Below are 26,921 nucleotides of genomic sequence, written 5' to 3'. Positions count from 1 at the left end.
GCCGCAAGAGCAAGGGCACGTGCATGGGAGCGGTAGATGCTCTGGAAAAACTCGCACCGGTGGTGCTGGCCTTCGGATGCGGGGTCGTCCTGGCGCGGCGGAAGGTGGTGCCGGCCGAGAGCTCCAAGGTCTTCGCGGACTACGCGTTCCTCTTCGCCGTGCCCTGCTTCCTCTTCGGCAACATCTACCGCAGTGATCTGGGGGCCCTGTTCGACTGGCGGGCCATCAGCGGTTACGCGGCCGCGGCGTGCGCCGCGGCCGCGCTCATCGGGGTCATCGCCCGGGCCGTGGGCGTACGCGATCCGCGGGGTGTGGCGCTGCGCATCATGGCCGCCGTCCAGGTGAACACGGCCTACTTCGCCGTGCCGGTCTTCATCATGCTGTTCGGGAACGCGGCGCCCATCTTCCCGGTGCTGCTCTTCCAGGTCTGCGTGCTGTCCCTGATCGTCATCTCGATCATGGAGCTGGGCCGGCCGGACCGGGTCGGGAGTCCCGCGCGACGGCTGGGATCGGCCGTCGCCGCCTCGCTGATGACCCCGGTCGTGATCGCCTGCAACGCGGGCATCGTGCTCAACCTGCTGCCCGTCACGGTGCCCGGGGTCGTGCTGGACGGCTTCGCCTTCGTCGGCGACAGTGCCTCGCCGGTGGCGTTGTTCGCCCTCGGCCTGCACCTGGGCGGAAGCGGGATCAGTGTCCGGGGCACCACCCTGGAGGAGATCTGGATCATCGGCTTCAAGTGCGTGGCGCTGCCGCTGATCACCTTCGCGATGTGCCGTTACGTCTTCGGGGTGGAGGGCGAGTGGCTGAGCTACCTCGTCCTGATCGCGGCGATGCCCGCGCCGCAGAACCTCTTCATCTTCGCCCAGCGCTACGACGTGGGGGTCGACATGTCGGCCTCCCTCGTCATCAAGAGCTCGGTCCTCGCGCTGCTGCTGCTGCCCCTGTGGACGCAGCTGGTGGCCCGGCCGGCCTGAGCCCGTCAACCGTCGGAGCCCCTCGGACGAGGGGCCGTTCACCCACGCCGTTCCTTGCACCATTTGTGTGGAAAGTCCAAGAAAGGCAGAACCGTGACGCAGACCGCGCAGCCCACCAGGATCTCCGTCGAGCAGGTGGCCGGCCGCATCGGGGCCGAGATCTCCGGGGTCGACCTCGGCCAGGAGCTCGACGAGGCCACGGTGGCCGAGATCCGGCAGGCCGTCCTGACCCACCGGGTCGTCTTCTTCCGCGGCCAGGACATCACCCATGCCCAGCACATAGCCTTCGGCCGCCGCTTCGGCGCGCTGACCCGGCGGCCGGGCAAGAAGCACGGCGTGCACCCCGAGGGGCACCCGGAGATCCTCACCGTCGACCCGAAGGCGGACACCGAGCGCTACGGGGCCGACTTCGAGGAGCACTACCGCCGCAAGTGGTCCTCGCCGCTGGCCGGCTGGCACAGCGACCTGACCCAGGCCGTCAACCCGCCCAGCCTGTCCATCCTGCGGGCCGAGCGGACCCCGGCCTTCGGCGGCGACACCCAGTGGACCAACACGGTCGCCGCGTACGAGGGCCTGTCGGCACCGCTGCGCGCGCTCGTGGACGGGCTGACCGCCGAGCACGCCTTCTTCACGGCCGTCCACCTGCGCCACTCCGACGCGCGGGACCGGGAGATCCTGCGGATCTACTGCGAGGACCCCCAGGTGGCCGTCCACCCGGTGGTGCGCGTCCACCCCGAGACCGGCGAGAAGGCGCTGTTCGTCAGCCCCGGTTCGACGACCCGGATCACCGGCTTCACCGAGCTGGAGAGCCGCCACCTGCTGGACATGCTGTTCCAGCACCTGACCAGCGCCGAGTACACCGTCCGCTTCCGCTGGGAGCCGGGCAGCATCGCCTTCTGGGACAACCGCAGCACCTGCCACTTCGCCCCGACCGACTTCGCCCACCTCGACGTCGACCGGGTCATGCACCGCGTGACGGTCCTGGGGGAGCCCGCGCAGGGGCCGGACGGTTTCGTCTCCCAGCTCGTGGAGGGGGAGCCGATGCGGGCCTGGTAGAGGGCGCGTCCCGGCGGGCATAGAGGTCGGGCCACGGACGTACGGACCCCGGAGTGCCCCATGAGCCCCAGTGCCGCCGATGCCCCCGCTCCTCCGCCCCGTCCCAGGGGCGGAGGTCCCGGCGGCGGAGGTCCCGGCGGCGCGGCTCACCCGGGCGGGGCCTCCGTCTCCCGCCGGGAGTTCGACGCCCTGTTCGAGGCGGTCCGGACCTGGGGCCGGTGGGAGGACCCCGGCCGCGGCGCCTTCAACGCGGTGACCCCGGACCACGTGCGCCGGGCCGCCGCACTGGTCCGGTCGGGCACGGTCGTGCCGCTGGGGCGCCCCTGGGACACCGTCCCCGGCCCGGACAACGAGCGGCCGGCCCTGCACCACATGACCGACCTCGGTGACGTGGAGCCCCCGGAGCCGTCCGCGTACAAGGACTTCCTGGGCGCGGACTACCACGGCAAGTCGGTCAGCCATCTCGACGCGCTGTCGCACATGGGCTACCGGGGGCGCCTCTACGACGGGCGCACGGCCCGCGAGGAGGCCGGCGCCGGGGGCGTCCGCTTCGGCTCGGTGGCGGCCCTGGGCCCGCTGGTCACCCGGGCCGTGCTCCTGGACCTGCCCGCCGTCCTGGGGGTGCCGTGGCTGGAGCCGGGGCACGCGGTGCGGGCCCGGGACGTCCTGGCCGCGGAGGAGGCGCTCGGCGTGACCATCGGCGACGGCGACGCGGTCCTGCTGCGCTCCGGACGCTTCCGCCGCCGCCGGGAGCGGGGCCCGTGGGACCCCGCCACGGGCAGCGCGGGCTGGCACGTGGACGCCGTACCGCTGCTGGCGCGGCGGGCCGTCGCCCTGCTCGGCGCCGACGGGGACAGCGACGTACGGCCCTCACCGGTGGAGGGCCTGCGCTCCCCCGTCCACACGCTGGCGATCACGGCGATGGGAGTGCCCCTGCTGGACAACCTCGACCTGGAGGCGCTGTCCGCCGCCTGCGCGGAGGCGGGCCGCCACGCGTTCATGCTCGTCGTGACCCCGCTGAACGTGCCGGGCGGCACGGGGTCCCCCGTCAATCCGGTCGCGGTGCTGTGACCGGACCTCCTACGGGCCGCCCCCACCCCCACGCCCGGGCAAAAGCGAGGAATATACTCAAACCGGGCCATCGAGACTGCTCCGGCGAGGGAAGTGGTGCACATGGGGGTCGTGGACGACCGCACCGGCACCGGCCCCGTGCAGTCCCGTGACCGGTTCCTGCACGGCGGGTCGGCCGAATCGGTCGTGCGGAGCGTGCGCGGTCCGATCCTGAGCTCCTGGCAGCGCAGCATGGCGCTGGGACTGTCGCCGGACCAGACCGAGCTGCCGTTCACCCAGGACTTCGACGCGGACGGTCCCCTCGTCCGCGCCGCCACACCCGTACTCGACCGGCTGGCGTCGATCTTCGCGGGCAGCCGGATGAACATCTGCCTCGCGGACGGCCGCGGCACCGTCCTCGAACGCCGCTTCGGAGACGGGTCCCTGCCCGGCCGGCTGCCGCCGATCCAGACGCAGCCCGGCTTCGTCTTCGCCGAGCGGGTCGCGGGGACCAACGGGATCGGCCTCACCCTCGCGGAACGGCAGCTCGTCCAGGTCAACGGCGCCGAGCACTTCGCCGAGCGCTCCCAGTCCAGCGCCTGCACCGCGGCGCCCGTCCGCGACCAGCTCAGCGGGCACATCGAGGGCGTCCTGTGCCTGGGCTACCCCTGCACGGACGCCGCCCCGGCACTGGCCGCGGTCGTGCGCCGGGCCGCCGAGGCCATCGAACGGCGGCTGATGGAGCAGAGTTCGGCGCGCGAGCGCGGCCTGCTCCAGGCGTACCTGGAAGCCGGGAACCGGGCCCGGGCCCTCGCCCCGGCCCGGGGGGACGCCCTCGACGGGCACCCGGTCACCCTGGCCGAGCTGCTCCTGAGCGAGCTGGAGCAGAGCGACCACACGACCCTCAAGGAGAAGGCCACCGAGCTGCTGTCCGGCGCGCACCGCGCGGCCGCCGAGGTGCCCCTGTCCCGCGGGCGGCGGGTCACCCTCGTGAGCCGGCCCGTGACGACCCCGGACGGGGTGGAGGGCATCGTCGTCGAGGCGCTGCTGCCCGACGAGGACGAGCACCACGCGCCCCCGCCCGCCCACGGCGCCCGCCCGCCGTCCGGTACGGCCGCCGCCCCCGCGAGGGCCGCCGGCCCGGGTGCCGGTGCCGTCCGGGGGCTGGTGCTGGTGGGCGAGCCGGAGGTGGGGAAGTACGCCGTCGCGGCACGCCGGCGCCTGGAGCTGCTGGCCGAGTCCAGTACCCGTATCGGCACCACGCTGGACGTGGGCCGCACGGCCCGGGAGCTGGCCGAGACGGCGGTCCCGAGACTGGCGGACTTCGTCACCGTCGACCTGCCGGAGTCCGTGCTGCGCGGCGATGAGTCCGGCGACCCGACGGGGGAACTGGTCCGCACGGTGGTCCACGGCATCCGCGACGACTGCCCCTTCTACCCGGTCGGCGAGCGGGTGGAGCTCCGCCCGACCACGCCCCACATGCGCTGTCTGGCCACCGGGCAGGCGGTGCTGGAACCCGATCTGAAGGCCGCCTCCGGCTGGATCGCCCAGGACGCGGAGCACACCCGGCTGCTCCTCGCCCACAACGTCCACTCCCTGATCACCGTCCCCCTGCTCGCCCGCGGCGTCCTCCTGGGCGTCGCCGGCTTCTACCGGTCCCGCAACCCCGCCCCCTACGGCGACGACGACCGCTCCCTGGCCCAGGAACTCGCCGCCCGCGCCGCCCTGTGCATCGACAACGCCCGCCGCTACACCCGGGAGCACACCCTCGCCCTGGCCCTCCAGCGGAGCCTGCTCCCCCACGGGCTGCCCGAGCAGAGCGCCGTCGAGGTCGCCCACCGCTACCTGCCCGCCGACACCGGAGTGGGCGGCGACTGGTTCGACGTCATCCCGCTGTCCGGGACCCGCGTCGCCCTCCTCGTCGGCGACGTCGTCGGCCACGGCCTGCACGCCGCGGCGACCATGGGCCGGCTGCGCACCGCCGCCCGCAACTTCGCCGAACTGGAACTGGCCCCCGACGAACTGCTGACCCACCTGGACAACCTGATGGTGCGGCTGGACCGCGAGGAGGGCGGGGACGATCCGGCCCCCGGCCGTACCGCCATCGTCGGCGCCACCTGCCTGTACGCGGTCTACGACCCGACCACGCAGCGGTGCACGATGGCCCGGGCCGGCCACCCGCCGCCCGCCCTGGTACGGCCCGACGGCACCGTGACCTTCCCCGACCTGCCCGCCGGCCCCCCGCTGGGCCTGGGCGGCCTGCCGTTCGAGTCCGCCGAGATCCGCCTCCCCGAGGACAGCCGGCTGGTGCTCTACACGGACGGGCTCCTCGGGGACCGCCACCGCGACATCGACGTGGCCCTCGGCCGGCTGCAGCGCACCCTGACCGGCCACCCCGGACGGTCCCCCGAGGACACCTGCCGGGCGGTCCTCGACGCCCTGGCGCCCGAGCACCCCGCCGACGACATCGCGCTCCTGGTCGCCGGCACCCGCGCCACGCCCGCCGACCGGATCGCCACCTGGGAGCTGCCGGCCGACCCGGCCCGCGTCTGCGGCGTCCGCGCCGCCGTCATGGAGCAGCTGAGCCGGTGGGGCCTGGAGGAGGCCGCCTTCGCCGCGGAACTCGTGCTCAGCGAGCTGGTCACGAACGGCATCCGGTACGGCGGCGGGGGGCCCGTCCGGGTACGCCTGATCCGCGACCGCACCCTGATCTGCGAGGTGTACGACGCCAGCGGCACCGCCCCGCGCATGCGCCGGGCGGCCGGCACCGACGAGGGCGGCCGGGGCCTGTTCCTCGTCGCGCAGCTCGCCCAGGCGTGGGGCACCCGCTACACGCCGGACGGAAAGGTCATATGGGCCGAATGCGCCCTGGACGCGGCGTGAGCCGATCCCGACGGGTGATCCTCTAGAGTCGGGGAATGAGCCCACCTCCGCGCTTCGGTGGAGAACCTCTCGTCCGCGTGCGCGGTCTGCGCAAGCGCTTCGGCGGCACCCTCGCGCTGGACTCGGTCGACCTCGACCTGCACGCCGGCAGCGTCCTCGCCCTGCTCGGTCCCAACGGCGCCGGCAAGTCCACCCTCATCAAGGTGCTCGCCGGGGTCCACCGCGCCGACGGGGGCGAGGTGACCGTGGCCGGTCAGCCGCTCGGCTCCCACGGGGCCGCCCGGCACATGTCCTTCATCCATCAGGACCCGGGCCTGGTCGAGTGGATGACGGTGGCCGAGAACATCGCCCTGGGCACCGGCTACCCGCGCCGCGGCGGTCTCATCTCCTGGCGGCGGACCCGGGAGCGGTGCGAGCGGACCCTGGGGACCGTCGCCGGGCACCTCGACGCCGACGCCCGGATCGGCGACCTCGCCCCGGCCGAGCGTTCGCTGGTCGCCATCGCCCGCGCGCTGGCCGCGCGGGCCGAGGTCATCGTCCTGGACGAGCCGACCGCCACCCTGCCCGCCGCCGACTGCGCCCGGCTGTTCGGCGTACTGCACGCCCTCCGCGACCGGGGCCACGGCATCCTCTACGTCACCCACCGGCTGGACGAGGTGTACCGGGTCGCCGACACCTTCGCCGTCCTGCGCGACGGCCGCCTGGTCGAGCACGGCCCGCTCGCCGGCTACGGCCCGGCCCGTCTGGTGCGTGCCGTCGTCGGCCACGAGCCGGCCGTCCGCCGCCCCGCCGTTCCCGCCGCACCCGCCCCCGGCGCTCCCCTGCTGCTCCTCGACGGCGTGCGGACCGCGCACGCCGGACCGGTCGGCCTGGAACTGCGCGCCGGCGAGATCCTCGGAACGGTGGGTCTGACCGGTGCCGGGCACCGGGAGCTGGGCCGCGCGCTGGCCGGCCTCCGGCCGGCCCTCGGGGGGCGGATGCTGCTCGGGGGCCGCCCGTACCGGCCGCGTACGGTCGCCGACGCCCTCGGCGCCGGTGTCGGTTTCGTGGCGGGCGACCGCCAGGAGGAGGGGTGCGCCCCGGAACTGACGGTACGGGAGAACTTCCTGGCGAACCCCCGGGCCGCCGGTGTGCCCGCGTGGCACTGGACCGCGCCCCGGCGCGAGCGTGCCGAGGCGGCCGCGCTGATCGACCGGTTCTCCGTGGTCCCCCGTGACAGCGAGGTGCCGATCGCCACCCTGTCCGGCGGCAACCAGCAGAAGGTCATGGTCGGCCGGTGGCTGCGGGGCGGGCTGCGGCTGCTGGTCCTGGAGGAGCCGACCGCCAGTGTGGACGTCGGCGCGAAGGCCCTGATCCACCGGTTGCTCGGGGAGGCCGCGGCGGCCGGCCTGGGGGTGCTGCTCGTCTCCGGCGACTTCGAGGAGGTCGCGGACCTGTGCCACCGCGCGCTGGTCTTCGTCCGCGGATCCGTGGGCGCCGAGCTCCTCGGCCCGGACCTGACCGTGGCGGAACTGACCCGGACGGCGTCGGCGATGCCGGCCATCACCGGAAGCGCGACGGGACCGTGACCCGCTCCTCCCCGCCGCGGTCCCCGCTGGGGCGCGTGGGCGGTCAGCACATCGGCGGTTACGGCCTGCCCGTCCTGGCGGCCCTGCTCTTCCTGGTGTTCTCCCTCGTCCTGCCGCAGACCTTCCCCACCCGGGACAACGTCTCCGCGATCCTGTCCAACCAGGCGATCCCCGCCGTCCTCGCGCTCGGGGCGACGGTCCCGATCGTCACCGGCAGGTTCGACCTGTCCATCGGCTACGGCCTGGGCCTCGCGCACGTCATGGTGATGCGGCTCGTCGTCACCGAGGGGTGGCCCTGGCCCCCGGCCTGCCTGGTGGTGGTGGCCGGGGGCGCGGCGGCCGGTGCGCTGGCCGGTGTGATCGTCGAGTTCGGGCGGATCGACTCGTTCATCGCCACGCTCGGCACCGGCAGCATGATGTACGCGGTCACCGGCTGGATCACCGACGGCGCCCGGATCGTGCCCGGTCCGCAGGGCCTGCCCGCCTCCTTCACCGCCCTGTACGACTCCCGGTTCCTCGGGCTGCCGCTGCCCGCCTTCTACGTCCTGGCCGTGGCGGCCGTCCTGTGGGTGGTGCTGGAGCGGTTGCCTGCCGGGCGCTGCCTGTACGTCATCGGCTCCAGCCCGCGCGCGGCAGCCGCCCTGGGCATCCCCACCCGGTCCTACTGTGTGGCGGCCTTCGCCGCCTCCGGCCTGGTCACCGGCTTCGCCGGGGTCCTCCTCGCCGCCCAGCAGCAGACCGGCAACCCGAGCGTCGGGCTGGACTACCTCCTGCCGGCCTTCGTCGGCGCCCTGCTCGGCTCCACCACGATCAGGGCCGGCCGCGCCAACGCCCTGGGCACGGTCGTGGCCGTCGCCGTCCTCGCTATCGGGCTCGCCGGGATCGGCCAGCTCGGGGCCCAGTTCTGGGCCACTCCGCTGTTCAACGGCGCCACCCTGCTCATCGCCGTCGGCCTGGCCGGATACGCGGCCCGCCGCCGGCTGCGCGCCGGGGCGGCCGCCTCCGGCCGGGCGGACGGCCGGCGTCCGCCCGGGCCGGGCGGGGACGGCCCCTCGTAGATCCCCGTACGCGCACCCACGCCAGGAGCACCGTGCACCCGAAGCACCCGAAGCACCCGAATCCGAGAGCTTCCGTCACCGCGGCGGCCCTGGCCGCGGTCGCCGCCGCCCTCCTGGCCGGCTGCGGGAGCGGCCCGCCGTCCGGCGGCCGGCCGTCGTCGGGGACCGGCTGTCCCGAGGCGCTCACGCGGGCCGAGGCGGCCGTCCGGCGGGCCGAGACCGCCGACGCCTCCTGGGCCGGCCCCACCACCGGTCCGGCGGCGGTTCCCGGCAAGAACCTCGTCTACGTGGCGCAGACCATGACCAACCCGGGCGTCGCGGGAGTCGCGAAGGGCGTCCGGGAGGCGGCGAAGGCCATCGGCTGGCCGGTCCGGGTGATCGACGGGGACGGCACCCCGGCCGGCATCCGGGCGGCGCTCAGCCAGGCGGTCACCCTGAGGCCCTCGGGCATCGTCATCGGCGGTTTCGACCCCCGTCCGGAGTCGCAGCAGCTGGCGCGGGCGAGGGCCGCGGGCATCCCGGTCGTCGGCTGGCACGCGGTGGACTCCCCCGGCCCCAGCCGGGACCCGGCGCTCTTCACGAACGTCACCACGCGGGTGGGGGACGTGGCGAGGATCAGCGCGGACTGGATCATCGCCCGGTCGGGGGGTGACGCCGGGGTCGTCCTGTTCACCGACGACTCGATCCCCTTCGCCCGGAACAAGGCGGCCCTGATCAAGCGGGAGCTCGCCACCTGTGCCGGGGTGCGGCTCCTGACGTACGAGAACATCCCGATCCCGGACGCGAGCAGCCGCACCCCGCAGGCGGTCTCCTCCCTGCTGTCCCGCTTCGGGAAGGACTGGACCCACTCGGTGGCCATCAACGACCTGTACTTCGCCGACGCCGCCCCGGCCCTGCGGGCGGCGGGACGGCCCGGCTCGGGTCCGCCCCTGAACATCGGCGCGGGTGACGGCGACCCCTCCGCCTTCCACCGGATCAACAGCGGGCAGTACCAGGCCGCCACCGTCCCCGAGCCGCTGTCCCCGCAGGGCTGGCAGATCGTCGACGAGTTCAACCGCGCCTTCGCCGGGCAGCCCGCCAGCGGCCACGTCGCCCCCGTGCACATCGCCACGGCCGGCAACAGCCGGGGCGCCGCCTCCTGGGACCCGCCCGGCTACCGCGAGGCGTACCGGAAGATCTGGCAGGGCTGAGTACCGCCGTGAGTGACTCGGCAATCACCTTGTTCCGCGGCCGAGTTGCCGTCGTCCGATGTGACCCGTGGGCCGTGGCGCCCGGCCGGCCTCCCCGTAGCCCGGTCAGGCGGCGGGGCCCGCGGCGGGCGCCGGGGGCAGCGGCGGCAGCGCCGGCTCGTGCAGCCAGGCCCGGAACAGGCCGTCCAGCGGGCCCGCGGCGTAGCCGGCCGCGTGCGCGGTGAATCCGCCGGTGGTCACCACGCCGTGCCGGTGGCGGGCGGTCCAGTCGCGGAGCATCCGGAAGAACGCCCCGTCACCGAGGGCGCAGTGGACGGCGTGCACGGCGAGGCCGCCCCGCTGGTAGAGGCGGTCGTCGAACATCAGCTTGCGGCCCGGGTCGGCCAGTACCAGGTCCTGGGGCCGCCCTGCCAGCAGCCGGTGCGCGGCGGCGGCGTGCTCGTGCGCCGGGCGGCCTCCGGAGCGCTCCGACCAGAGCCATTCGGCGTACTTCGCGAAGCCCTCGTTGAGCCAGATGTGGCGCCAGTCGGCGACGCCCACGCTGTTGCCGAACCACTGGTGGGCCAGTTCGTGGGCGACGAGGCGTTCCGAACCGCGGGCGCCGTCCACGTGGTTGGTGCCGAACAGGGAGAGGCCCTGGGCCTCCACGGGTACGTCCAGTTCCTCGTCGGCGACGACCACCGTGTACTCGCCGAAGGGGTAGGGACCGAAGATCTCCTCGAAGAGCCGCATCATGGCGGGCTGCCGGGCGAAGTCCCGGGAGAAGCGCGGCAGGACGCGGGCGGGCACGTGGGCGCTCTGCGGAACCCCGCCGCCGTCCGGGTCGCCCAGCGGCACCGTCCGGTACATGCCGATGGACAGGCCGACCAGGTAACTGGCGGTGGGCGCGGCCTGCTCGTACACCCAGGTGGTGGTGCTGGCCCCGGTGGTCCGGGTGAGCAGCCGGCCGACGGCGGCCACCGTGTAGGCGGACGGGGTGGTGAGGGAGATCTGGTAGGCGGCCTTGTCGGCGGGCCGGTCGTTGCACGGGTACCAGGAGGGTGCGCCGACGGGCTGGCTGGCCACCAGCGCCCCGTCGGTCAGTTCCTCCCAGCCGAGACCGCCCCAGGGGCTGCGCACCGGTCTGGGGTTGCCCGCCCAGTGCACCTCGACCGTGAAGGCGGCGCCGGGCGGCAGCGGTTCGGCCGGCCGGACGCGGAGCCGGCCGGCCCGGTGCGTGTGGCGCGGGGCGCGGCCGTCCACCAAGACCCGGCCGATCCTGAACGCGGCGAGGTTCAGGTGGAACTCGGCCAGCGGGGCCGGCCCGGCGATGGCGCTGAGCCGGGCGGTGCCGGCCAGCCGGTTGGGGCCGGGCCGGTAGTCCAGGGCGAGTTCGTACCGGTGCACCCGGTACCGGGGGTCTCCGTTGTCCGGGAAGTACGGGTCAGCCGCCGCTGTCTGGCCACTCATCGCCGCTCGCGCTCCCTGCGCCGTGCCCGGGTCCGTTCAGGACCGCCACGCCTCGATCGGATTGCCCAGCCAGCGGGTGTCGGCCGGGACGGACTCCCCGGCCATCACGAGGGAGGCGGGACCCAGGGTGGTGCGTGCCCCGACCGTGCTCCCGGGCAGGACGATTCCGCCCGGCCCCAGGGTGGCGCCCTCGCGGAGGACCACAGTATCCGTCCGCATGATCCGGTCGTGGAAGAGGTGCGTCTGCAACACGCAGCCCCGGTTGACGCTGACCGCGTCGCCGAGGGCCACCAGGTCCGCCTCCGGCAGCCAGTGGCTCTCGCACCACACGCCGCGCCCGATCCGCGCCCCGAGCCCGCGCAGCCACAGGACCAGCAGCGGGGTGCCGGGGACGGCGCCGGCGAGCCAGGGCACCGCCAGTACCTCCACGAAGGTGTCGGCCAGTTCGCCGCGCCAGACGAAGCCGCTCCACAGCGGGTGTTCCCCCGCCCGGTGCCGGCCCACCAGCAGCCACTTGGCGGCCACGCTGACGGCGCACGCGGCGGCGCCCGCCACGAGCAGGACCGCTCCGGACAGCAGGGCGGCGCCCGGGACCCCCAGCGCCGTCGTGCTCAGCGCGCACAGCGCCGCCAGGGTGAGGACGGCCAGCGCGGCCGAGCAGAGGACGGGCACGAACCGGGCCGCCTCGACCAGGCCGCGCGCCCACAGCAGCCGGGCGGGCGGATCGTAGGTGCGGCCGCGGTCGGTGTTCGCGGCGGACCTCGGCAGTCTGACCGGCGGCAGCCCCAGGTACGAACTGCCCTTCTTGGCCTTCTTCGGAGTGGCGGACAGGACGCCGACCAGCCCGCCGTCGGGCACGGTACGGCCGGGCGCGGTCATCCCGGAGTTGCCGAGGAAGGCCCGGCGGCCGATCTCGGAGCGCCCGATCCGGATCCAGCCGCCGCCGCGTTCGCAGGGGGCGGTCAGGGTGTCGTCGGCGAGGAACGCGCCGTCGCCGACGGTGGTCAGGCTCGGCAGCGCCAGCACGGTGGACACCTCGGCGCCCCGCCCGACCCGCATGCCGAGCAGCCTCAGCCACACCGGGGTGACCAGGCCGGCGTACAGCGGGAAGAGCGCCGCCCGGGCCAGGTCCATCAGCTGGAGGACCGCCCAGGCCTGCCAGCCGACGCGGCTGTGGACGGGGTGGCTGCCGGTGCGCAGCCCGAGGCTGAGCAGGCGCACGGCGGCCAGCAGGAGCAGCGCGTACGCCAGCGCGAAGACGAGCGCCCCGGGCACCGCCGCGAGCAGCGCTCCGCGCAGGGCCCGGCCGGGCCCGGCGCCGGCGGGCACGAACCGGGCGGCCACGAGCAGCGCGGGCAGGGCGGCGACGAGCGGCAGGGCCGTCAGGCAGAAGCCGGTCGCCCCGTACACGGCCCGCCAGTGGAGCGGGCGCGGCGGGCGCTCCTCGGGCCAGTTGTGCTTCGCCCTGCCGAGCCTGACGGCGGGGGCCCCGCCCCAGCGCTGGCCGGCCGGGACCCGTCCGGCCACGGCGGAGCCCGGGGCCACCTCGGCCCGCTTGCCGACGCGGGCTCCGGGGAAGAGGATGCTGCGGGTGCCGACGACGGCCCCCGCGCCGATCCGGACGGGTCCGATCTCCAGCCGGTCCCCGTCCAGCCAGTGGCCGCACAGGTCCACCTCGGCCTCCACGGCGCAGCCGCGGCCGAGCCTGAGCATGCCGGTGACCGGGGGAAGGGAGTGCAGGTCCACCTCGGGGCCGACGCGGGCGCCGAGCGCCCGGGCGTAGCGCTGGAGCCAGGGGCCGGTGAGGGAGGTGGCGCCGGAGCACTCGGCGAGCCGCTCGGCCGTCCACAGCCGCAGGTGCACGCTTCCGCCGCGCGGGTGGCGGCCCGCCCGGACCCCGCACAGCAGCAGGCGGGCGCCGCCGGCGGCGATGGCGAGGCGGCCCGGCGGGCTCAGGAGCAGGACCGCGCCCGCGGTGACGTACCACCAGGAGGCGGTCGGCGCCCACGGGTACGGTCCGAGCCGGTGCAGCAGGTTGCCCAGGGCCAGCAGGCCCACCGTCCAGCGCAGGCCGACGAGGGTGAACAGCGGGATCAGCAGGAGGCACTGGGCGGCCCTGGAGCGCAGCGGGACCGGCGCGACGGTGCGGGCGGCGCCGTCGTCGCCTACGGACCGCTCCAGCCGCCGGGCCAGTTTCCGCAGCGTCGGGTTCTGGTAGACGTCGAGGACGGCCACCGCGGGGTAGCGGGTGCGCAGCCGGGTGGTGAGCTGCGCGGCGGCGAGGCTGTTGCCGCCGGAGGCGAAGAAGTCGTCGCCGGCGCCGGTCACGGGCACGCCCAGGGTTTCGCCCCACTGTTCGGCGAGCCAGGCCTCGGTGCCGTACAGCCGCTCGGCGGGGGCGGTGGTCTCCGTGTCCGGCAGGGGCCAGGGCAGGGCGTCCCGGTCGACCTTCCCGGAGGTGCGGGTGGGCAGCGCGTCGACCGGCGCGAGCAGCGGCACGAGGGCGGCGGGCAGTTCGGCGCGCAGCCGTTCGACCGCCTCGGCGCGGTCCCAGCCGTCCTGGGTGACGAGGTAGCCGACGAGCAGCTGGTTGCCGCCGCGCGCGGTGCGTACGGCGGCGGCCGCGCCGGCGACCCCGGGGAGTGCCTGGAGCGCGGCGTCGACCTCGCCCAGTTCGATGCGGCGGCCGCCGAGTTTGACCTGTTCGTCGGCGCGGCCGAGGAAGACCAGGCCTTCCGGTTCGGCGCGTACGAGGTCGCCGCTGCGGTAGGCGCGGGGCCAGCCGAGGGCTTCGAGGGGGGCGTACTTCTCGGCGTCCTTGACGGGGTCGAGGTAGCGGGCGAGGCCGACGCCGCCGATGACGAGCTGGCCGCTGCCGCCCATGGGGACGGGCTCGCCGGAGCCGTCGACCACGGCCAGTTCCCAGCCGGCGAGCGGGAGGCCGATCCTGATGGGCTCCTCGCCGGTCAGCGGGCAGGCGCAGGCGACGACGGTGGCCTCGGTGGGGCCGTAGGTGTTCCAGACCTCGCGGCCTTCGGTGACGAGGCGTGCGGCCAGTTCGGGCGGGCAGGCCTCCCCGCCGAAGATCAGGAGCCGGACCTCGTCGAGGGCCGAGGGCTCCCAGAGAGCGGCCAGGGTCGGCACGGTGGAGACCACGGTGATCTCCTGTTCCACCAACCAGGGCCCGAGGTCGGCGCCGCTGCGGACCCGGTGGCGGGGCACGGGGACGAGGCAGGCGCCGTGGCGCCAGGCCAGCCACATCTCCTCGCAGGAGGCGTCGAAGGCGACGGAGAGTCCGGCCATGACCCGGTCGCCGGGGCCGATCGGCTCGTCGGCGAGGAACAGGGCGGCCTCGGCGTCCACGAAGGCGGCGGCGCTGCGGTGACTGACCGCGACGCCCTTGGGCCTGCCGGTGGAGCCGGAGGTGAAGATGACCCACGCGTCGTCCTCGGGTCCGGGCCGGGCGGCGGGCGCGGGGGTGGCGGAGGGGGCCGGCCGGCCGGTGAGGTCGATGCGCCGGCCGGCGCCCAGGACCGCCCGTACGCCGGCTTCGCCGAAGACCAGGCGGGCCCGCTCGTCGGGGTCCTCGGCGTCGACCGGTACGTAGGCGGCGCCCGCGGCGAGCACGGCGAGGACGGCCACGTACAGCTCGTTGGTCCCGGAGGGGACGCGTACCCCGACCCGGTCGCCGAGCCCCACCCCGGCGGCCGCGAGCGCGCGCCGGCGGCGTTCGACCCGGGCGGCCAGGGCCCGGTAGGTCAGCCGGGACGTGCCGTCGTCCAGGGCGGGCTCGTCGGGGTGGGCCCGTACGGAGGCCTCGAAGACGTCGAGGAGGGTACGCGGCAGGGCGGCGGGCCCGGCGGAGAACCGGGCGGCCTTCCCGGGTTCGCCGGGCGGCTCCCCGCCGGGCGCGGGCCCGTCAGGCGCGGGCCCGTCAGGCGCGGGCCCGTCAGGCGCGGGCCCGTCAGGCGCGGGCCCGTCAGGCGGGGCCGCATCGGGCGTCAGGGTGAGTTCGCCGCGTTCGGGTGTGGCTGCCATAGGCCCTCACGTCTCGCTGCCGGACGCGTCCGGGGCGCCGGCGGAGCCCGAGTCTGCCCGGGTTGTTCCGGTCCGGCGGAGAACGGCCCACCAGCCTAGTGCGCGGCCGGGAATTTGCCCGGGGGAAGCCCCGCGCGTGGCGGGAAGCGGTGTCCGCTGACGCGGCCCCGAGCGGAGGGTGTACCTCAGGAGCTGGCGCCGCTGACGCCAGGGGCGACGAAGCGCCGGTACAGGGGGTGGAACCTCGGCTCGGGGTCGCTCTGCACCCCCAGTTCGCCCTTGAGCACAGGGGCGATCCTGGCCTCGATGAACCGGTTGAAGTGGTCCTCCGACTCCCAGATGTCCATCACGTTGAGGCCGCCGTCGACGAACCAGGCGGCGTGCAGCACGCACCCGTCCGGTGCGTCCTCTTCCCAGCGCGCCTTCTTCCGCACCGCGTCGTACACGTCGGGTGTGATCTCGGGCCATGAAAAGGTCATCACGACTGCCATGCGAGTGTCCTCTCGACCGCCTGCGCGCGCCCCGGCCGGATGGCACACGGGATCGCACTGCGACGCTAAGCCGCCGCTATCGCCGGTGCATTCCGGGGCGTCCATCCGGGAAGGGACGGGTGCCCGCGGGTCGCCGCGTTGTCGGGGCACCCGAGTACGTCCGGTACGCGGGCGCCCCTCCGCCTCGCGACGCACGGCACCTGGGGGCGCCTCCCAGCGGGAGCCGGGGGGAGCAAGATCCGGAAGAGACGGCCTAGGAGGGCCGCACCGTCCGGGGGCCCGCGCAGTCGGCTCCGTACGCCTTCACCCGTTCGCGCAGCGCGCGGTCGGCGGTGACCACCACGCAGGGGCGGCCGGCGTGGGCGGCGGCGAGTTCCACGATGCGGTCGTCGCCGCTGCCGGGCGCGGAGTCGACCCGGACTCCGGGCACGGACGCGATGCCGCGGGCCTCCCCCTCGACGACGAGGATGACCTCCTCGCCGGTGTCCCGCCGGGCGAGCCGGTCGCGCAGCCGCTCGGCGGCGCCCTTGCGGTCGCGCCACCATCCGTCGGGCACGGAGCCGACGACGTTGGCCGCGTCGACGATCAGGACAGGGGTGAGGGGTACGGTCACGGTCCGTCATCCTGCCACGGTCGGCTCCGGGGCCGGACGAGGGGGGAGGAAGGGTTCGGAGGCGTCCCCGTAGTGCTGGTAGGCGGCCCACGAACTCCACCGCTGCCGGTCGGCGCCGTGGTCCCGCTCCTCCACGGCACGCTGTTCGTAGAGCTTCTTGCGCGCCGACCGGACGGCCGCGCCCACGGTCGGATCGGGTTCTCCGGGACCGGACGCGAGCAGGTGGGTGTAGAACTGCTCGGCGAAGGAGACCCCCTGGTCGTCGGGGATCCGCCAGGCAGCCCCGATGTAGTGGCCCACCCCGATGCGCAGGAACTCGTCGGCGAGGCTGGGTACGAGGGCCGCCTGGGGGTTGCCCCACGGGCTCTGGGCGGCCGCGCCGGGTTCCGCGGCGGGGGTGCCGGCCGGGCCGGCGGATCCGAGGCGGGCCGTGTAGCAGGCGTTGGCCAGGACGATCAGCGGCGGCCGTTCGAGCAGGGCCAGTTCCTGGGCGGTCAGCAGGCCGTCGGCGAAGACCCAGCCGGAGCGCCGTCCGGTGCCGGAGACCTCGAAGGCGCTGTGGCCGCAGTAGTGGACGATGTCGTGGCGCCCGCACAGCAGGGCCCGCAGGACGTCGAGCCGCCGGGCGGGTTCCACTCCCGGCTGGCGGGTGGAGTTCGCCGCGCCGACGAAGAGGTTGACCTGGACGCCCAGGGCCGAGAGCCGGGCTGCGACGGCGAGGGCCTCGCTGCGGGCGCCCGGCAGCTGGAGGCCCGTCTCCGGATCTCCCGGGTCGCCGATCACCAGTGCGCGCAGTGGTCCGTCCGCCGTTCCTTCGGTCAGCACGCGCGAGTAGGTGGTGCGCAGTTGGCGGGAGAGCTGGGTGCGGATGGCCAGGGGGGCGCGCCGTTCACCGCCGGCCTGCTGGACTTCCGTCAGGAACTCCCAGGGCACGGAGGCCGTGTCGCGGTCCAGTTCGAGCAGCACGGTGGCGTCGTCGGTGAGCAGCCGTTGGAAGTCGGCGGGCACGACGAAGCGGGAGAGCAGGTCGGGCAGGCCGCGCGCGTCCTCGACGGTGGGTTCCGTCAGCCGGTCCACGAGCTCGCGCAGCAGGTCGGTGTCCACCGGGACGAGGCGTTCCGGTACGGTGGCGCGCCTGGTCAGGGCCGCCCAGCGCAGGCCGCCGGTGCCCGACTGGACGGACATCCGCACGGGTACGGAGCCGTCCTGGAGGGCGGTGGGGCCGCGGACCGTCAGGGAGAGGTCGGTGCGCGCCACGTCCGCCAGACGGGCCAGCTGCTCGCGGACCTGGTCGCGGATGCCGGGCTCGAATCCGGCCAGTACGGTGCTCAGGGCCTGCTCGGCGGCGGGGGGATCAGGTCCGCCGGGCCCGGCGGCGGGGTCGGCGGCCGCGTCCACTGGGGCGGGATCCGCCGGGCGGGCGAGTCCGGACAGCGCGGTCAGGGCGTACACGGCGGCGGAGGGAGCGAGCAGCAGGCCACCGCTCTCCTCGCGGAGGTCGGGCCGGATCCGCAGCCGCGGCTGGTTCGCCGCGGCGCCGGCCAGTGCGAGCAGCAGCTGTTCGGCGCGCAGCCGGTCGACCTCCACGACGAGGACCTCGGTGAGCCGGGGTGGCGGCGCCGGCGGGCCCATGGAGGCCAGGGCGGCGGCGAAGCCCCGTACCAGGGCTCGGCCCGCCTGGCCGACGGAGAGGTTCCCCGCGCCCGAGCCGATGAGGACGGTCGCCATCGTGGCCACGTGGCCGACGGCGGCGGCCTCGCCCAGCAGGGAGGCGTACAGCTGGACGGCGCGGCGTTCGGTGAGGGTTCCCATCGGCCCCATGCCGATGACCGCGGCCGACCGTATCGGGCCGGCCCCGCAGGGGAAGTAGGTGACCTGCCCGAGCTGGGCGTCGATCCAGCCGAGACGGGTGTGCTCGGTGATCAGCGGGCGGGGGCCGCCTGATATGGCGCGGTCCAGTGAGAGTTCCGCCGCGTCGGGGACGACCGACCGGTAGTGCCCGGTGACGTGCAGATCGGCGGGTACCTCGACGAGGTCGCCCCAGACCACGCTGATGTCGAGGACCGGGCCGTCGGGGCGGGGCGGCGGGGCGGATGCCGGTGCGGGCGCCGAGTGGCGGGCGGGCCGGGGGCCGGAGGGCGTCGCTGTGCCCTCCGGCAGGTCAGCGATGTGAGCGGCGGGGGTGCTCACCACGCTCCTCCTTCGAGTCGCCCCGAGCTTGGGTACCGGGTGCGCCGCACCTGTCCCCCCACAGGATTATCCCACCGTTCCCGCCGTGGGCCCCGCTCGGCGGAGCTCCGCGCCCGCTCCCCCGAACGTGGGGAGTGCGGGTCCGGCGGGGCGCGCCACCCGCGGACGCGTGCCCTCTGCCCCGAGGGTGGGGGCGGCCCGTGCGCGCGCCGCGCGCCGCGACCGTGTTCCGAAGGGAGGCCACCGTGGACGGCCCCGGGCCGGACGCCCCCGAGGAGAACCCCGCCGACCGTCCGCCGCGGCCCCCCGGGCCCGCGGACGGCGGTTCCGGCAATCCGCCGTGGGGGCTGGCCCTGCTGGCCCTCGCGACCACCCTGCTCTCGGCGCTCATGGGCCCGCTGCTCCAGCTGCTCGGCGTCCACTCCAGCCCCGTGGCCTCCGGGCTCCTGCTGTTCGCGGTGCTGGTCGGGGGGATCGTCGCCGTCAGGAAGGCCTTCAGGGAACGGCCGGGGATGTCCCGCCGGGCGCGCTGGTTCTCCGTCGCGGGCCTGGCAGCCTTCCTGCTCGCCTGCACCGCCCTGGTGGTCGTCTTCCGGCCGCGCCCGCCCCCGCCGGAGCTGGCCCGGCTGCCGGGGACGCAGGACGTGGCCGTGGTCGGCTTCGCGGGCGTCGGCCCGGGCCACGACCAGCGGGTCCTGGACGACGTGTCGGAGGCCTTCACCGCGACGCTGTTGGAGGACCGGCTCCCGGAGGGCAGCACGGCGCGGGACTACGCCCGGACCACCTCGCCTCCGCTGGAGGTCCTCGCCGGAACCGGCCGGGACCGCCGGAAGCTGGACGACTGGACGGCCGGCTTCGTCGACGAGACCAACGCCGGGATCGTCGTCGGCGGCCTGGTCACCGCCGACTCCGCCGGGCAGATCGGGCTGCGGCCCGCCGTGTACGTACGGGCCGCGCAGGTGCTCGACGCGCCCGAGCTCGCCGGGTGGTACCTGAGCGGCCCGATCCGGCTCGACCAGGACTGGAACTCCGACACCGGCCGCAGGCACGTGATCGCCGAACTGGCCCGCCGCACACGCGGGCTGGCGGGCTTCACCCATGCCCTCGACCTCTGGCGGGCCGGCCGGGTCGCCGACGCCAGGCGTGAACTGGACCGGCTGCTGGCGCCGGCGGCGGACGGTGCCCGCGACGACGGGTCCGAGTTCGTCACGGCCGACCTGGTGCGCCTGTTCCGCGGGCACGCCCTGGAGCAGATCGCCGTCGGCCTCCCGGCGGCCGGGCGGGCACCGTACTTCGAGGCGGCCCGCGCCGACTACCGGGCCATCGCCCCGGACGGCCCGATCGGCCTGCGCGCCCGCCTCAGCCTGGCGGGTACGCGGTACCAGCTGGCGCTCGGCCCGGCGCCCAGCTGCCTCCCCGCAACGGTGGACGCCGAGGCGCTGGCCGCCGCCTCCGCCGAGCTCCGCGCCCTCGCGGCGGACGAGGCCTTCTCCGAGACCGGGCGGCTGCGGGCGTCGGTGAACCTGGCACAGGTGGAGCAGTGCCGGGTGACGGCGCGGCTCGTCCGGGACGACGGGACGATCGAGCGGGCCGTGGCGCGCGTCCGCTCCGCCCAGGGGGGCGGGGCGGCGGTCGAGGAGCTGCGGGTGCTGGCCACCTCCATCGCGGCGGTGCACGCCTTCTGGCGGGGGGACCTGGCGGGGGCCGTGGCCACCATGAAGGAGGCGGTCGCAGAGGAGCGCGGCTTCGCCCGGCGCGGCCTGTGGCAGGCGCTCGTGGCCGACTGGGAATTCCGGGGCGGGGACCTGGCGGCGGGCTGCGCGGACCTGCGGGGGGCGCTCGGCCAGCTCCGCGACGCCCGCGCCAAGGGGGAGATCACCGCTCAGCGGTACGAGGAGATCGAGGACGCGCTCCGGCAACAGGCCACGGCGGCGCGGGCTCCCTGCTCGGGGGCTCCGCCGGGCGTCCGGCCGTCGAAAGGACCCTGATTCACGTGAGGCCACGCACCCTGCTCCCCGGCATCGTCATGCTGGGCTGGCTCGTCACCGGCTGCGGCTCGGAGTCGACCTCCGGCACCTCGGGCGGTGCCACCGACGTGCCCGTTCCGCCGGTCACCACGAGCCGCGCCGCCGACGCCACCTCGGTCGCGCCGACCGTATCGCCGACCGTCTCGTCGTCCGTGTCACCGTCGGTGACCGCCGACCCGGCCACCGACGTGCTGCTGGCGCAGCAGATCACGGTCCTCGCGGCCGGTGACGGGGCCGTCCCGGACTGCGCCGCCGATCTGGGCCGGATCCCGGGGGCCGGCGAGGGTCCCGCGGTGTGGATCGGGAACATCCGCGGCCGGGACGGGGTGCTGACCCCTGACGAGGTGGCGCTGTGCCTGAACGGATTCGCGCCCGGCGAGCCCGTCGAAGTGACCGTCACGGCCGGCGGCAAGCAGTACACGACCACGGCGCGGCCCACCTCTTCCGCGCTGACCTCCAGCACGCTCGAACCGTCCGACTCGCTCTTCGCCCACCGCGAGCTGACGGTGCACGAGCTGGGCAACGGCGTGCTGCAGAGCGAGAAGTGGTGGTTCGTGCCGCCCGACACGGCGCGCGAGGACCTCGCCGCCGCGGGCGAGCTCACGATCCGGGCGACCCAGGGCGCGCTCTCCGCCCGGCACGGCCATCCGGTCGAACTCCCTGACAGGCCGGGCCGCATGAGCGTGGACGAGGGCAGCCACCGCATCCTCGTCCACGGCTTCCGGCCCGGCACGCGGCTGCCCGTGGGCCTGTACGCGGTCGACGCCTCCTCCGACAACGCCTCGCTGGTCCGCCGGATCGGCACGGTGGTGATGCCCCGGTCGCGGACGGCCGTGTTCGCCGTCCCCGCCGCCGTGGTGGAGGAGACGCGCGGCCGGGGGGTGTACTGCGTCACCGTGCCGCTGGACGAGCAGTACAACTGCCCGACGCCGTAGAGGCGTTCAGCGATAGCGGGCGGAGGCGGCGGCGAAGGGCGTGGCGTGCGCCGGGACCGTGGCGAGGAGGGCGACCCAGGAGCCGTCGGTGAACTCGATGTCCATACGGCCGAACTGCGCGACGCCGGCCGGGTTGGCGCGTACGGCGGCCACGGCCGAACGGGGCACTTCCCAGTACTGCTTCATCACCGGCGTCGTCTGCCACAGCGGTGACACGTCGCTGAGGGCGAACCACCGCCGGTCGGTGAGGGCGAGGACGCAGGTGAGCGGACCGCGTACGTTGGCCCGGCTGATGAGGAAGTGTCCGGCGGCGCTCTGCCAGCCGCCCTCCATGCCCTTGGCGTCCGGCACCTCGGGCTTCCGGCCGATGGCGTCCGCCGCGCCGGCCGGCCTCGGCCGCCGGGGATCCAGCGCCCGGGGCTTGGCCAGTTGGCGCAGCGGGCGGGACAGTCTCGCCTCGATCCGCTGCTGGAGGCCGGCCGGCTCCGGGGGCGCGAGCATCGACTCGGGAGGGGCGGGGACCCCCGGTCCGAGGTCGTGGGAGCAGACGGCTATGAGGTGCTCCCCCGGCTGGAGGAACTCCCGGGCGTGTTGGCGCATCTCCTCGTTCAACGGGTGCGCTCCTGTCCTTCTTCGGGTGGTCATGTCCGGTGATGGGCATTCTCTCCCATCATCCGGCTTTCATGATCACCGGGGCGGGTGTACGCCCCGCCCTGCCGACCAGGCCCGCCACCGTGGCGATCCAGGCCAGCGCCTGCACGACGCCGGCGGTGGCGAACAGGGCGGCGGGCGCGAATTCGGCCGCCACCCAGCCGCCCAGCAGCGCGGCCGGCAGGATCGCCGCGAAGGAGACGGCCCGGTTCACGGCGACCACCCGGCCCATGAACTCGGCGTCGATGACCTTCTGCCGGTACGTGAACCAGCCGACCACGATCAGTGAGGTCGCCGCGCCGGCCACGGCCCAGGCCGGGGCGAGGAGCCGGACGTCCGCAGTGACGGCGGGGGCCAGCAGGGCCACGGCGAGCGCCCCCATCCCGGCGGACAGCAGCCGGCCCTCGCTGAAGCGTTTCAGCAGCCGGGGCACGAAGGCGGCGCCCGCCACTGCTCCCGCGCCCTGGGCGGCGACGACCAGCCCGAGGACGAAGCTCGACTGGCCGGTGGCGTCCGTGACCACGTACACGAGGTTCGCCTCGACGGCGTGCACCGCGAAGTTGGTCAGGGTCAGCAGGATGGTGCCCTGCCGGAGCACGGGTTCGGCGAACAGGAGCCGGAATCCCGTGAGCAGGTCGGGGCCCATGCCGCGCACCGCCTCGCGCAGCGGGGTCCTCGCGGCGTTCGCCGGGGCGGCGGCGGTGAGGAAGACGAGGAGGGCCGACAGGGCGAACGAGACGGCGTTGACGCCGCTGGCCGCCGCCGGTCCGAGGAAGGCGACGACGCTGATGCCGGCGATCGGCCCGAGCATGTTGAGCAGGCTCTCCGACCCCTGGACCCACGCGTTCATCACCGCGCGCCGCTCCTGCGGGACCCGCTCCATCAGGAAGCCCTGGAAGGCGGGGAAGTACAGCGGGCGCATGCAGGCCAGCACGAACGCGGCGACGTACACCATGGACACGGGCGGGCTGTCCAGCAGGCACAGCAGGCCGATCCCGCCGACCACCACGGCCGAGCACAGGTCGCAGCCGGTCATCAGGCGGCGCCGGTCCGCCCGGTCGGCGACCACCCCGCTGAACAGCCCGACCAGGACGTACGGGACGAACTCCAGCGCGTAGGTGAACGCGGCCAGGAAGGCCGAACCGGTCAGCTGGAGCACCAGCAGCGGCAGCGCGAAGCGGAACACCCAGTCCCCGCAGGTGGAGACGATGAACGCGGCGCGCAGCAGGCCCTCGTCGCGGCGGTCAGTCACGGCCGCCGTCCAGCGGCAGCAGCGGTTCGCCGACGACGGTCTGCAGGAGGGCGACCAGGCGGTCCAGCAGGCCGGTGACGAAGGCCTCGGGCAGCCGGTCGGCCTGGTAGTACGCCGCCAGTGTCAGCTCGTCGCCGCCCGCTTCCCCGACGAGCATCAGCTCGCTGCGCGGGCGGAAGCCCTCGTCCGACAGGGGGAAGGGGGTGGTGGTGGCGGGTGCGAGGTCGAGGCCGCCGCCGTGGAGCTGGGAGTACAGCATGTTGAGGACGACGCCGATGGGGGCGTCCGGGTCGGCGTACTCCTGCGGGTTGAAGGCCTTCACCAGTTCGGCGAAGGGGACGGCGGCGTTCTCCTGGGCGTCGAGGCTGTCGGAGCGCACGCGGCGGAGGGCGGCCCGGAAGGTCTCGGCGCCGGACAGGTCGCTGCGTACGACGAGGAGTTCGGCGAGCGGGGCCACCAGGTTCTCTCGGCCCTCCGTCTCCCGGTTGTAGACGTTGACCGCCACGGCCTGGTCGTCCTTGCCGGTGTGCTCGCGCAGGGCGACGTTGAGGGCGCACAGCACCAGCATGAAGAGGGTGACCCGCTCCCGCGCCGCGAACCCCCGGATCGCGGCGACGCGTTCCGGGGACAGCCGGCGGAGCTGGTAGCCGCCTTCCGGCGCGGCACCGGGCTCCCGCTTGGGAACGTCCAGGCGGGGTATCGCGCCGGTGCCGGCCAGGCGTTCGCGCCAGAAGGACATCATGCGCTCGCCGTCGGGGCCCGCCAGCAGGCCGCTCTGTTCGCGAACGTGGTCCCGGTAGGCGTACGCGACCTCCGGCAGCCGCGCCTCCCGGCCGGCCGCCAGCTCCCCGTAGAGGGCGGAGAGTTCGTCGGTGAGCACGCCGCGTGCCCAGCCGTCGACGACGAGGTGGTCGAAGACGAGGACGACGAAGTGGTCCTCGTCCTCGACGCGCACCACGCTGACCCTCAGACGCTCGTCGAGTCCGGCGGGGAGCGGGCGGTCCGCCTCGGTCCGCACCAGGGCGACCGCCGCGGCCTCGTCGCCGTGGGCGTCGTGCACCTCGGCGCGCAGGGTGACGGCCGGGTGCACGGTCTGCCGCCGGGGGCCGTCGAACCGGGTGCGCAGTGCCTCGTGGCGCTGCGCCAGCCGGGCCAGGGCCTGGTCGAGCAGGGGCAGCTCCAGCGGCCCGCGGACCCGGTAGGCCTGGGAGATCGTACGGACCGAGGGGACGCCGAGGGCGCGGCCGCGCTCGTCCATCAGCAGCCGGCCCTCCTGGTAGCTCAGGGTCGGCAGGGACAGTGGTGCGGACATGTGCGTGTGCTCCTAGGCGGTGGGGAGGCCGGTGGCGGCGCGCTCGGCGACCAGGTCGGCGAACTCGCCGAACTCGGGGTACTCGAGGACCTCGCGCATGGTGACCCGGACGCCCAGGGCCGCCTCCAGCCGGGCCACCATCTGTGTGGCGAGCAGGGAATGGCCGCCGAGGAGGAAGAAGTCGGACTCCTCGTCGATGGCGGTGCCGAGGACCTCGGACCAGATCCGCTCCACGGTCTCCCGTACGGGGGTGTTCATCGGGACTCGCTCTCTCCGGCGCGCAGCCGGTTCCTGTCGATCTTTCCGTTGGCGGTCAACGGAAGCCTGTCGATGACGATGTAGCGGGCGGGCACCAGGTAGGCCGGCAGGGCGGCGCGCAGGCCCGCGCGGACGGCCTTGGCCAGCCTCCGGTCGTCACCCTCGATGTACGCGGCGAGCCGCTTGCCGCCGAGGGGGTCGCTCTCCACGAGGACGCAGGCGCCGCGCACACCGGGCTGGGCGAGGACGGCCTGTTCGATCTCACCGGGTTCGATCCGGTGGCCGTTGATCTTGGCCTGGCCGTCCTCGCGGCCGAGGAACTCCAGGGTTCCCTCCGGCCGGAAGCGGGCGAGGTCTCCGGTGCGGTAGCAGCGGATGCCGCGCAGCCGTCCGGAGCCGGGGACGGGGAAGCGCTCGGCGGTCTGTTCCGGCAGGTTCAGGTATCCGGCCGCCAGGCCGTCCCCGGCCGCCCACAGCTCTCCCGGTACGCCCGGGGGGACGGGGTGCCCGGCGCGGTCGACCACGTACACCCGGGTACCGCGGACGGGGGTGCCGATGGGGACGGTGGCCGCTCCCGGCGACGGGGGTTCCCGCAGCGGGTGGCAGCAGGTGAAGGTGGTGTTCTCGGTGGGGCCGTAGCCGTTGACCACGGTGAGGGCGCGGTGGCGGGACAGTACGGTGGCGACGTGGTGCGGGGAGACGACGTCGCCGCCGGTGAACAGCCGCCGTACGCCCGCGAAGGCGTCGGGGCGGTGCTCGGCGAGCTGGTGGAACAGTCCGGCGGTGAGCCAGAGCGCGCTGACCTCCCGTGCGGTGATCAGGTCGGCCAGCTCGGTCAGGGTCAGCGGGCCGGGCGGGGCGACCTCCAGGCGGGCGCCCCGGGCCAGGGTGCACCACACCTCCAGCAGCGCCGCGTCGAAGGTGGCGGGCGCCAGGTGCAGGACCGCGTCGCCGGGGCCGAAGTCGATCCGTTCGTCGCGGGTGAGACGGGCGATGCCCCGGTGGGTGAGCCGGACGCCCTTGGGCTGCCCGGTCGACCCGGAGGTGTACATCACCGTGGCCACCTCGGGGGCCGGTGCGTCCGGGGTTTCGGCGCGGGGGGCGATGCCCAGCACGCTGAGGGTGGCCCCCGGCAGCCCGGTGGCTCCGGCCCCGGGGGGCCCGGCCGTCAGGGTGAGGGCCACCGCCGGGCCCTCCAGCATCAGGCGCAGCCGGGGCTCGGGGTAGTGCGGGTCGAGCGGCACGGCGGTGGCCCCGGCCATCGCCACGGCGACGGTCGCCGCCACGGATTCCGCGCTCCGCTCGAACAGCAGCCCCACGGCGTCCCCGGCGCCGATGCCGCGGTCCCGCAGCGCGCCGGCGATGCCGTTGGCGTACTCCAGGAGCTCGCGGTAGGTCAGGGAGCCGCCCTCCCAGGACACCGCGACGGCGTCGGGCCGGCGGGCCGCCCAGGCGGCGAACATCCGGTGCACCGGTTCTTCGACGGGACCGGTGTCCTCGCCGGACCAGGCCGAGAGCTGCTTCCAGTGGGTCTCGTCCGTCAGGTCGAGCTCGCCGAGCGGGCGGCCCGGTTCGGCCAGGGCGGCGGCGACGAAGGGTCCCGCCGCGTCGGCGATCGCGGCGGCGATGTCGTCCGGCACGCCGGTGAGGGGGAACTCGGCGGTGCCGTCGGGCCGTCGCAGGGCGGACGGTCCGTCGGCCGCCGCGCCCGCGGCCGGCCCGGCGGCGAGGGTCTCGCTGTCGGACCGGCACAGCCGCGCCACCAGCGCCGCGCACGCCGTGCCGAGGACCCGCTCGGCCGTGGTCCCCGCCGCCCGCGCGAGCGTTTCGGCCGCCGCGACGGCTTCCGCTTCCAGCCGGATCACCCGGGCGGTGTGCCCGGTCACGTTCGACGGCATGTCCAGCCCCTTCCCCTACGATCTTGAA

At 75.2% G+C, this 26,921-nt stretch carries 19 protein-coding genes; 9 read left to right on the top strand and 10 right to left on the bottom strand.

The genetic code is table 11. The annotated features are described in order from the left end of the window. The first annotated feature begins 23 nt into the window (after positions 1–23). From ACZ4WZ_RS27175 to ACZ4WZ_RS27145, 7 genes are all read left to right on the top strand, one after another. Positions 24–974: an AEC family transporter gene (locus tag ACZ4WZ_RS27175; protein WP_467894271.1), complete on the top strand. Its 951-nt coding sequence runs from the start codon at positions 24–26 to the stop codon at positions 972–974. Between the two features lie 93 nt (positions 975–1,067). Continuing rightward, on the top strand, positions 1,068–2,030 hold the full coding sequence (locus ACZ4WZ_RS27170) for a TauD/TfdA dioxygenase family protein (RefSeq protein WP_467894270.1): 963 nt from the start codon (positions 1,068–1,070) through the stop codon (positions 2,028–2,030). Between the two features lie 60 nt (positions 2,031–2,090). Continuing rightward, positions 2,091–3,101: a cyclase family protein gene (locus tag ACZ4WZ_RS27165; protein ID WP_467894268.1), complete on the top strand. Its 1,011-nt coding sequence runs from the start codon at positions 2,091–2,093 to the stop codon at positions 3,099–3,101. A gap of 102 nt (positions 3,102–3,203) precedes the next feature. Next, positions 3,204–5,963 carry a SpoIIE family protein phosphatase gene (locus ACZ4WZ_RS27160; RefSeq protein ID WP_467894267.1) on the top strand — a complete coding sequence of 920 codons (2,760 nt, stop codon included), beginning with the start codon at positions 3,204–3,206 and terminating at the stop codon, positions 5,961–5,963. Positions 5,964–5,998: 35 nt separating this feature from the next. Continuing rightward, entirely contained in the window at positions 5,999–7,531 is a 1,533-nt protein-coding gene (locus tag ACZ4WZ_RS27155) for a sugar ABC transporter ATP-binding protein (protein WP_467894265.1), read from the top strand. Further along, positions 7,528–8,589: an ABC transporter permease gene (locus ACZ4WZ_RS27150; RefSeq protein ID WP_467894264.1), complete on the top strand. Its 1,062-nt coding sequence runs from the start codon at positions 7,528–7,530 to the stop codon at positions 8,587–8,589. The genes ACZ4WZ_RS27155 and ACZ4WZ_RS27150 overlap by 4 nt, the downstream gene beginning before the upstream one ends. Before the next feature lie 89 nt (positions 8,590–8,678). After that, positions 8,679–9,779 (top strand): substrate-binding domain-containing protein, encoded by a 1,101-nt coding sequence (locus ACZ4WZ_RS27145; RefSeq protein WP_467894336.1) that lies wholly within the window; start codon positions 8,679–8,681, stop codon positions 9,777–9,779. Between the two features lie 105 nt (positions 9,780–9,884). Here ACZ4WZ_RS27145 and ACZ4WZ_RS27140 read toward each other — a convergent pair whose 3' ends face one another. From ACZ4WZ_RS27140 to ACZ4WZ_RS27120, 5 genes are all read right to left on the bottom strand, one after another. Continuing rightward, positions 9,885–11,228 carry a M1 family metallopeptidase gene (locus ACZ4WZ_RS27140; protein WP_467894262.1) on the bottom strand — a complete coding sequence of 448 codons (1,344 nt, stop codon included), beginning with the start codon at positions 11,226–11,228 and terminating at the stop codon, positions 9,885–9,887. 36 nt (positions 11,229–11,264) lie between these two features. Further along, the gene (locus ACZ4WZ_RS27135; protein ID WP_467894261.1) at positions 11,265–15,266 is read right to left on the bottom strand and encodes a Pls/PosA family non-ribosomal peptide synthetase; all 4,002 of its coding nucleotides are present in this window, start codon (positions 15,264–15,266) and stop codon (positions 11,265–11,267) included. Between the two features lie 185 nt (positions 15,267–15,451). After that, complete coding sequence (locus ACZ4WZ_RS27130) at positions 15,452–15,757, bottom strand: hypothetical protein (protein WP_467894260.1); 306 nt, start codon at positions 15,755–15,757, stop codon at positions 15,452–15,454. A gap of 253 nt (positions 15,758–16,010) precedes the next feature. Then, positions 16,011–16,370, bottom strand: coding sequence for an NTP pyrophosphohydrolase (locus ACZ4WZ_RS27125; protein WP_467894258.1), 360 nt, complete (start codon positions 16,368–16,370; stop codon positions 16,011–16,013). 6 nt (positions 16,371–16,376) lie between these two features. Further along, positions 16,377–18,560 (bottom strand): CHAT domain-containing protein, encoded by a 2,184-nt coding sequence (locus ACZ4WZ_RS27120; RefSeq protein WP_467894256.1) that lies wholly within the window; start codon positions 18,558–18,560, stop codon positions 16,377–16,379. A 245-nt stretch (positions 18,561–18,805) separates the two neighbouring features. Here ACZ4WZ_RS27120 and ACZ4WZ_RS27115 point away from each other — a divergent pair, with 245 nt between their 5' ends. Both ACZ4WZ_RS27115 and ACZ4WZ_RS27110 read left to right on the top strand, forming a co-directional pair. Next, entirely contained in the window at positions 18,806–20,548 is a 1,743-nt protein-coding gene (locus ACZ4WZ_RS27115; protein ID WP_467894255.1) for a hypothetical protein, read from the top strand. 5 nt (positions 20,549–20,553) lie between these two features. After that, the gene (locus ACZ4WZ_RS27110; RefSeq protein WP_467894253.1) at positions 20,554–21,522 is read left to right on the top strand and encodes a hypothetical protein; all 969 of its coding nucleotides are present in this window, start codon (positions 20,554–20,556) and stop codon (positions 21,520–21,522) included. Between the two features lie 6 nt (positions 21,523–21,528). On the opposite strand, the gene ACZ4WZ_RS27105 is transcribed toward ACZ4WZ_RS27110, so the two are convergent. The 5 genes from ACZ4WZ_RS27105 to ACZ4WZ_RS27085 are packed head-to-tail and all read right to left on the bottom strand — an operon-like array spanning position 21,529 to position 26,893. After that, positions 21,529–22,134 (bottom strand): hypothetical protein, encoded by a 606-nt coding sequence (locus ACZ4WZ_RS27105; protein ID WP_467894251.1) that lies wholly within the window; start codon positions 22,132–22,134, stop codon positions 21,529–21,531. A 58-nt stretch (positions 22,135–22,192) separates the two neighbouring features. After that, on the bottom strand, positions 22,193–23,425 hold the full coding sequence (locus ACZ4WZ_RS27100) for an MFS transporter (RefSeq protein ID WP_467894249.1): 1,233 nt from the start codon (positions 23,423–23,425) through the stop codon (positions 22,193–22,195). Continuing rightward, positions 23,418–24,737 (bottom strand): condensation domain-containing protein, encoded by a 1,320-nt coding sequence (locus ACZ4WZ_RS27095; protein ID WP_467894248.1) that lies wholly within the window; start codon positions 24,735–24,737, stop codon positions 23,418–23,420. Before ACZ4WZ_RS27095 ends, ACZ4WZ_RS27100 begins: the two co-directional genes overlap by 8 nt. 12 nt (positions 24,738–24,749) lie before the next feature. Beyond that, positions 24,750–24,995, bottom strand: a complete 246-nt coding sequence (locus ACZ4WZ_RS27090) for a phosphopantetheine-binding protein (RefSeq protein ID WP_388937813.1) — start codon at positions 24,993–24,995, stop codon at positions 24,750–24,752. Continuing rightward, positions 24,992–26,893, bottom strand: a complete 1,902-nt coding sequence (locus tag ACZ4WZ_RS27085; protein ID WP_467894246.1) for an amino acid adenylation domain-containing protein — start codon at positions 26,891–26,893, stop codon at positions 24,992–24,994. Before ACZ4WZ_RS27085 ends, ACZ4WZ_RS27090 begins: the two co-directional genes overlap by 4 nt. Positions 26,894–26,921 lie beyond the last annotated feature (28 nt).

The organism is Streptomyces sp. NPDC029122 (assembly GCF_055569445.1).
This window is presented reverse-complemented; position numbering and strand designations above follow the sequence as displayed.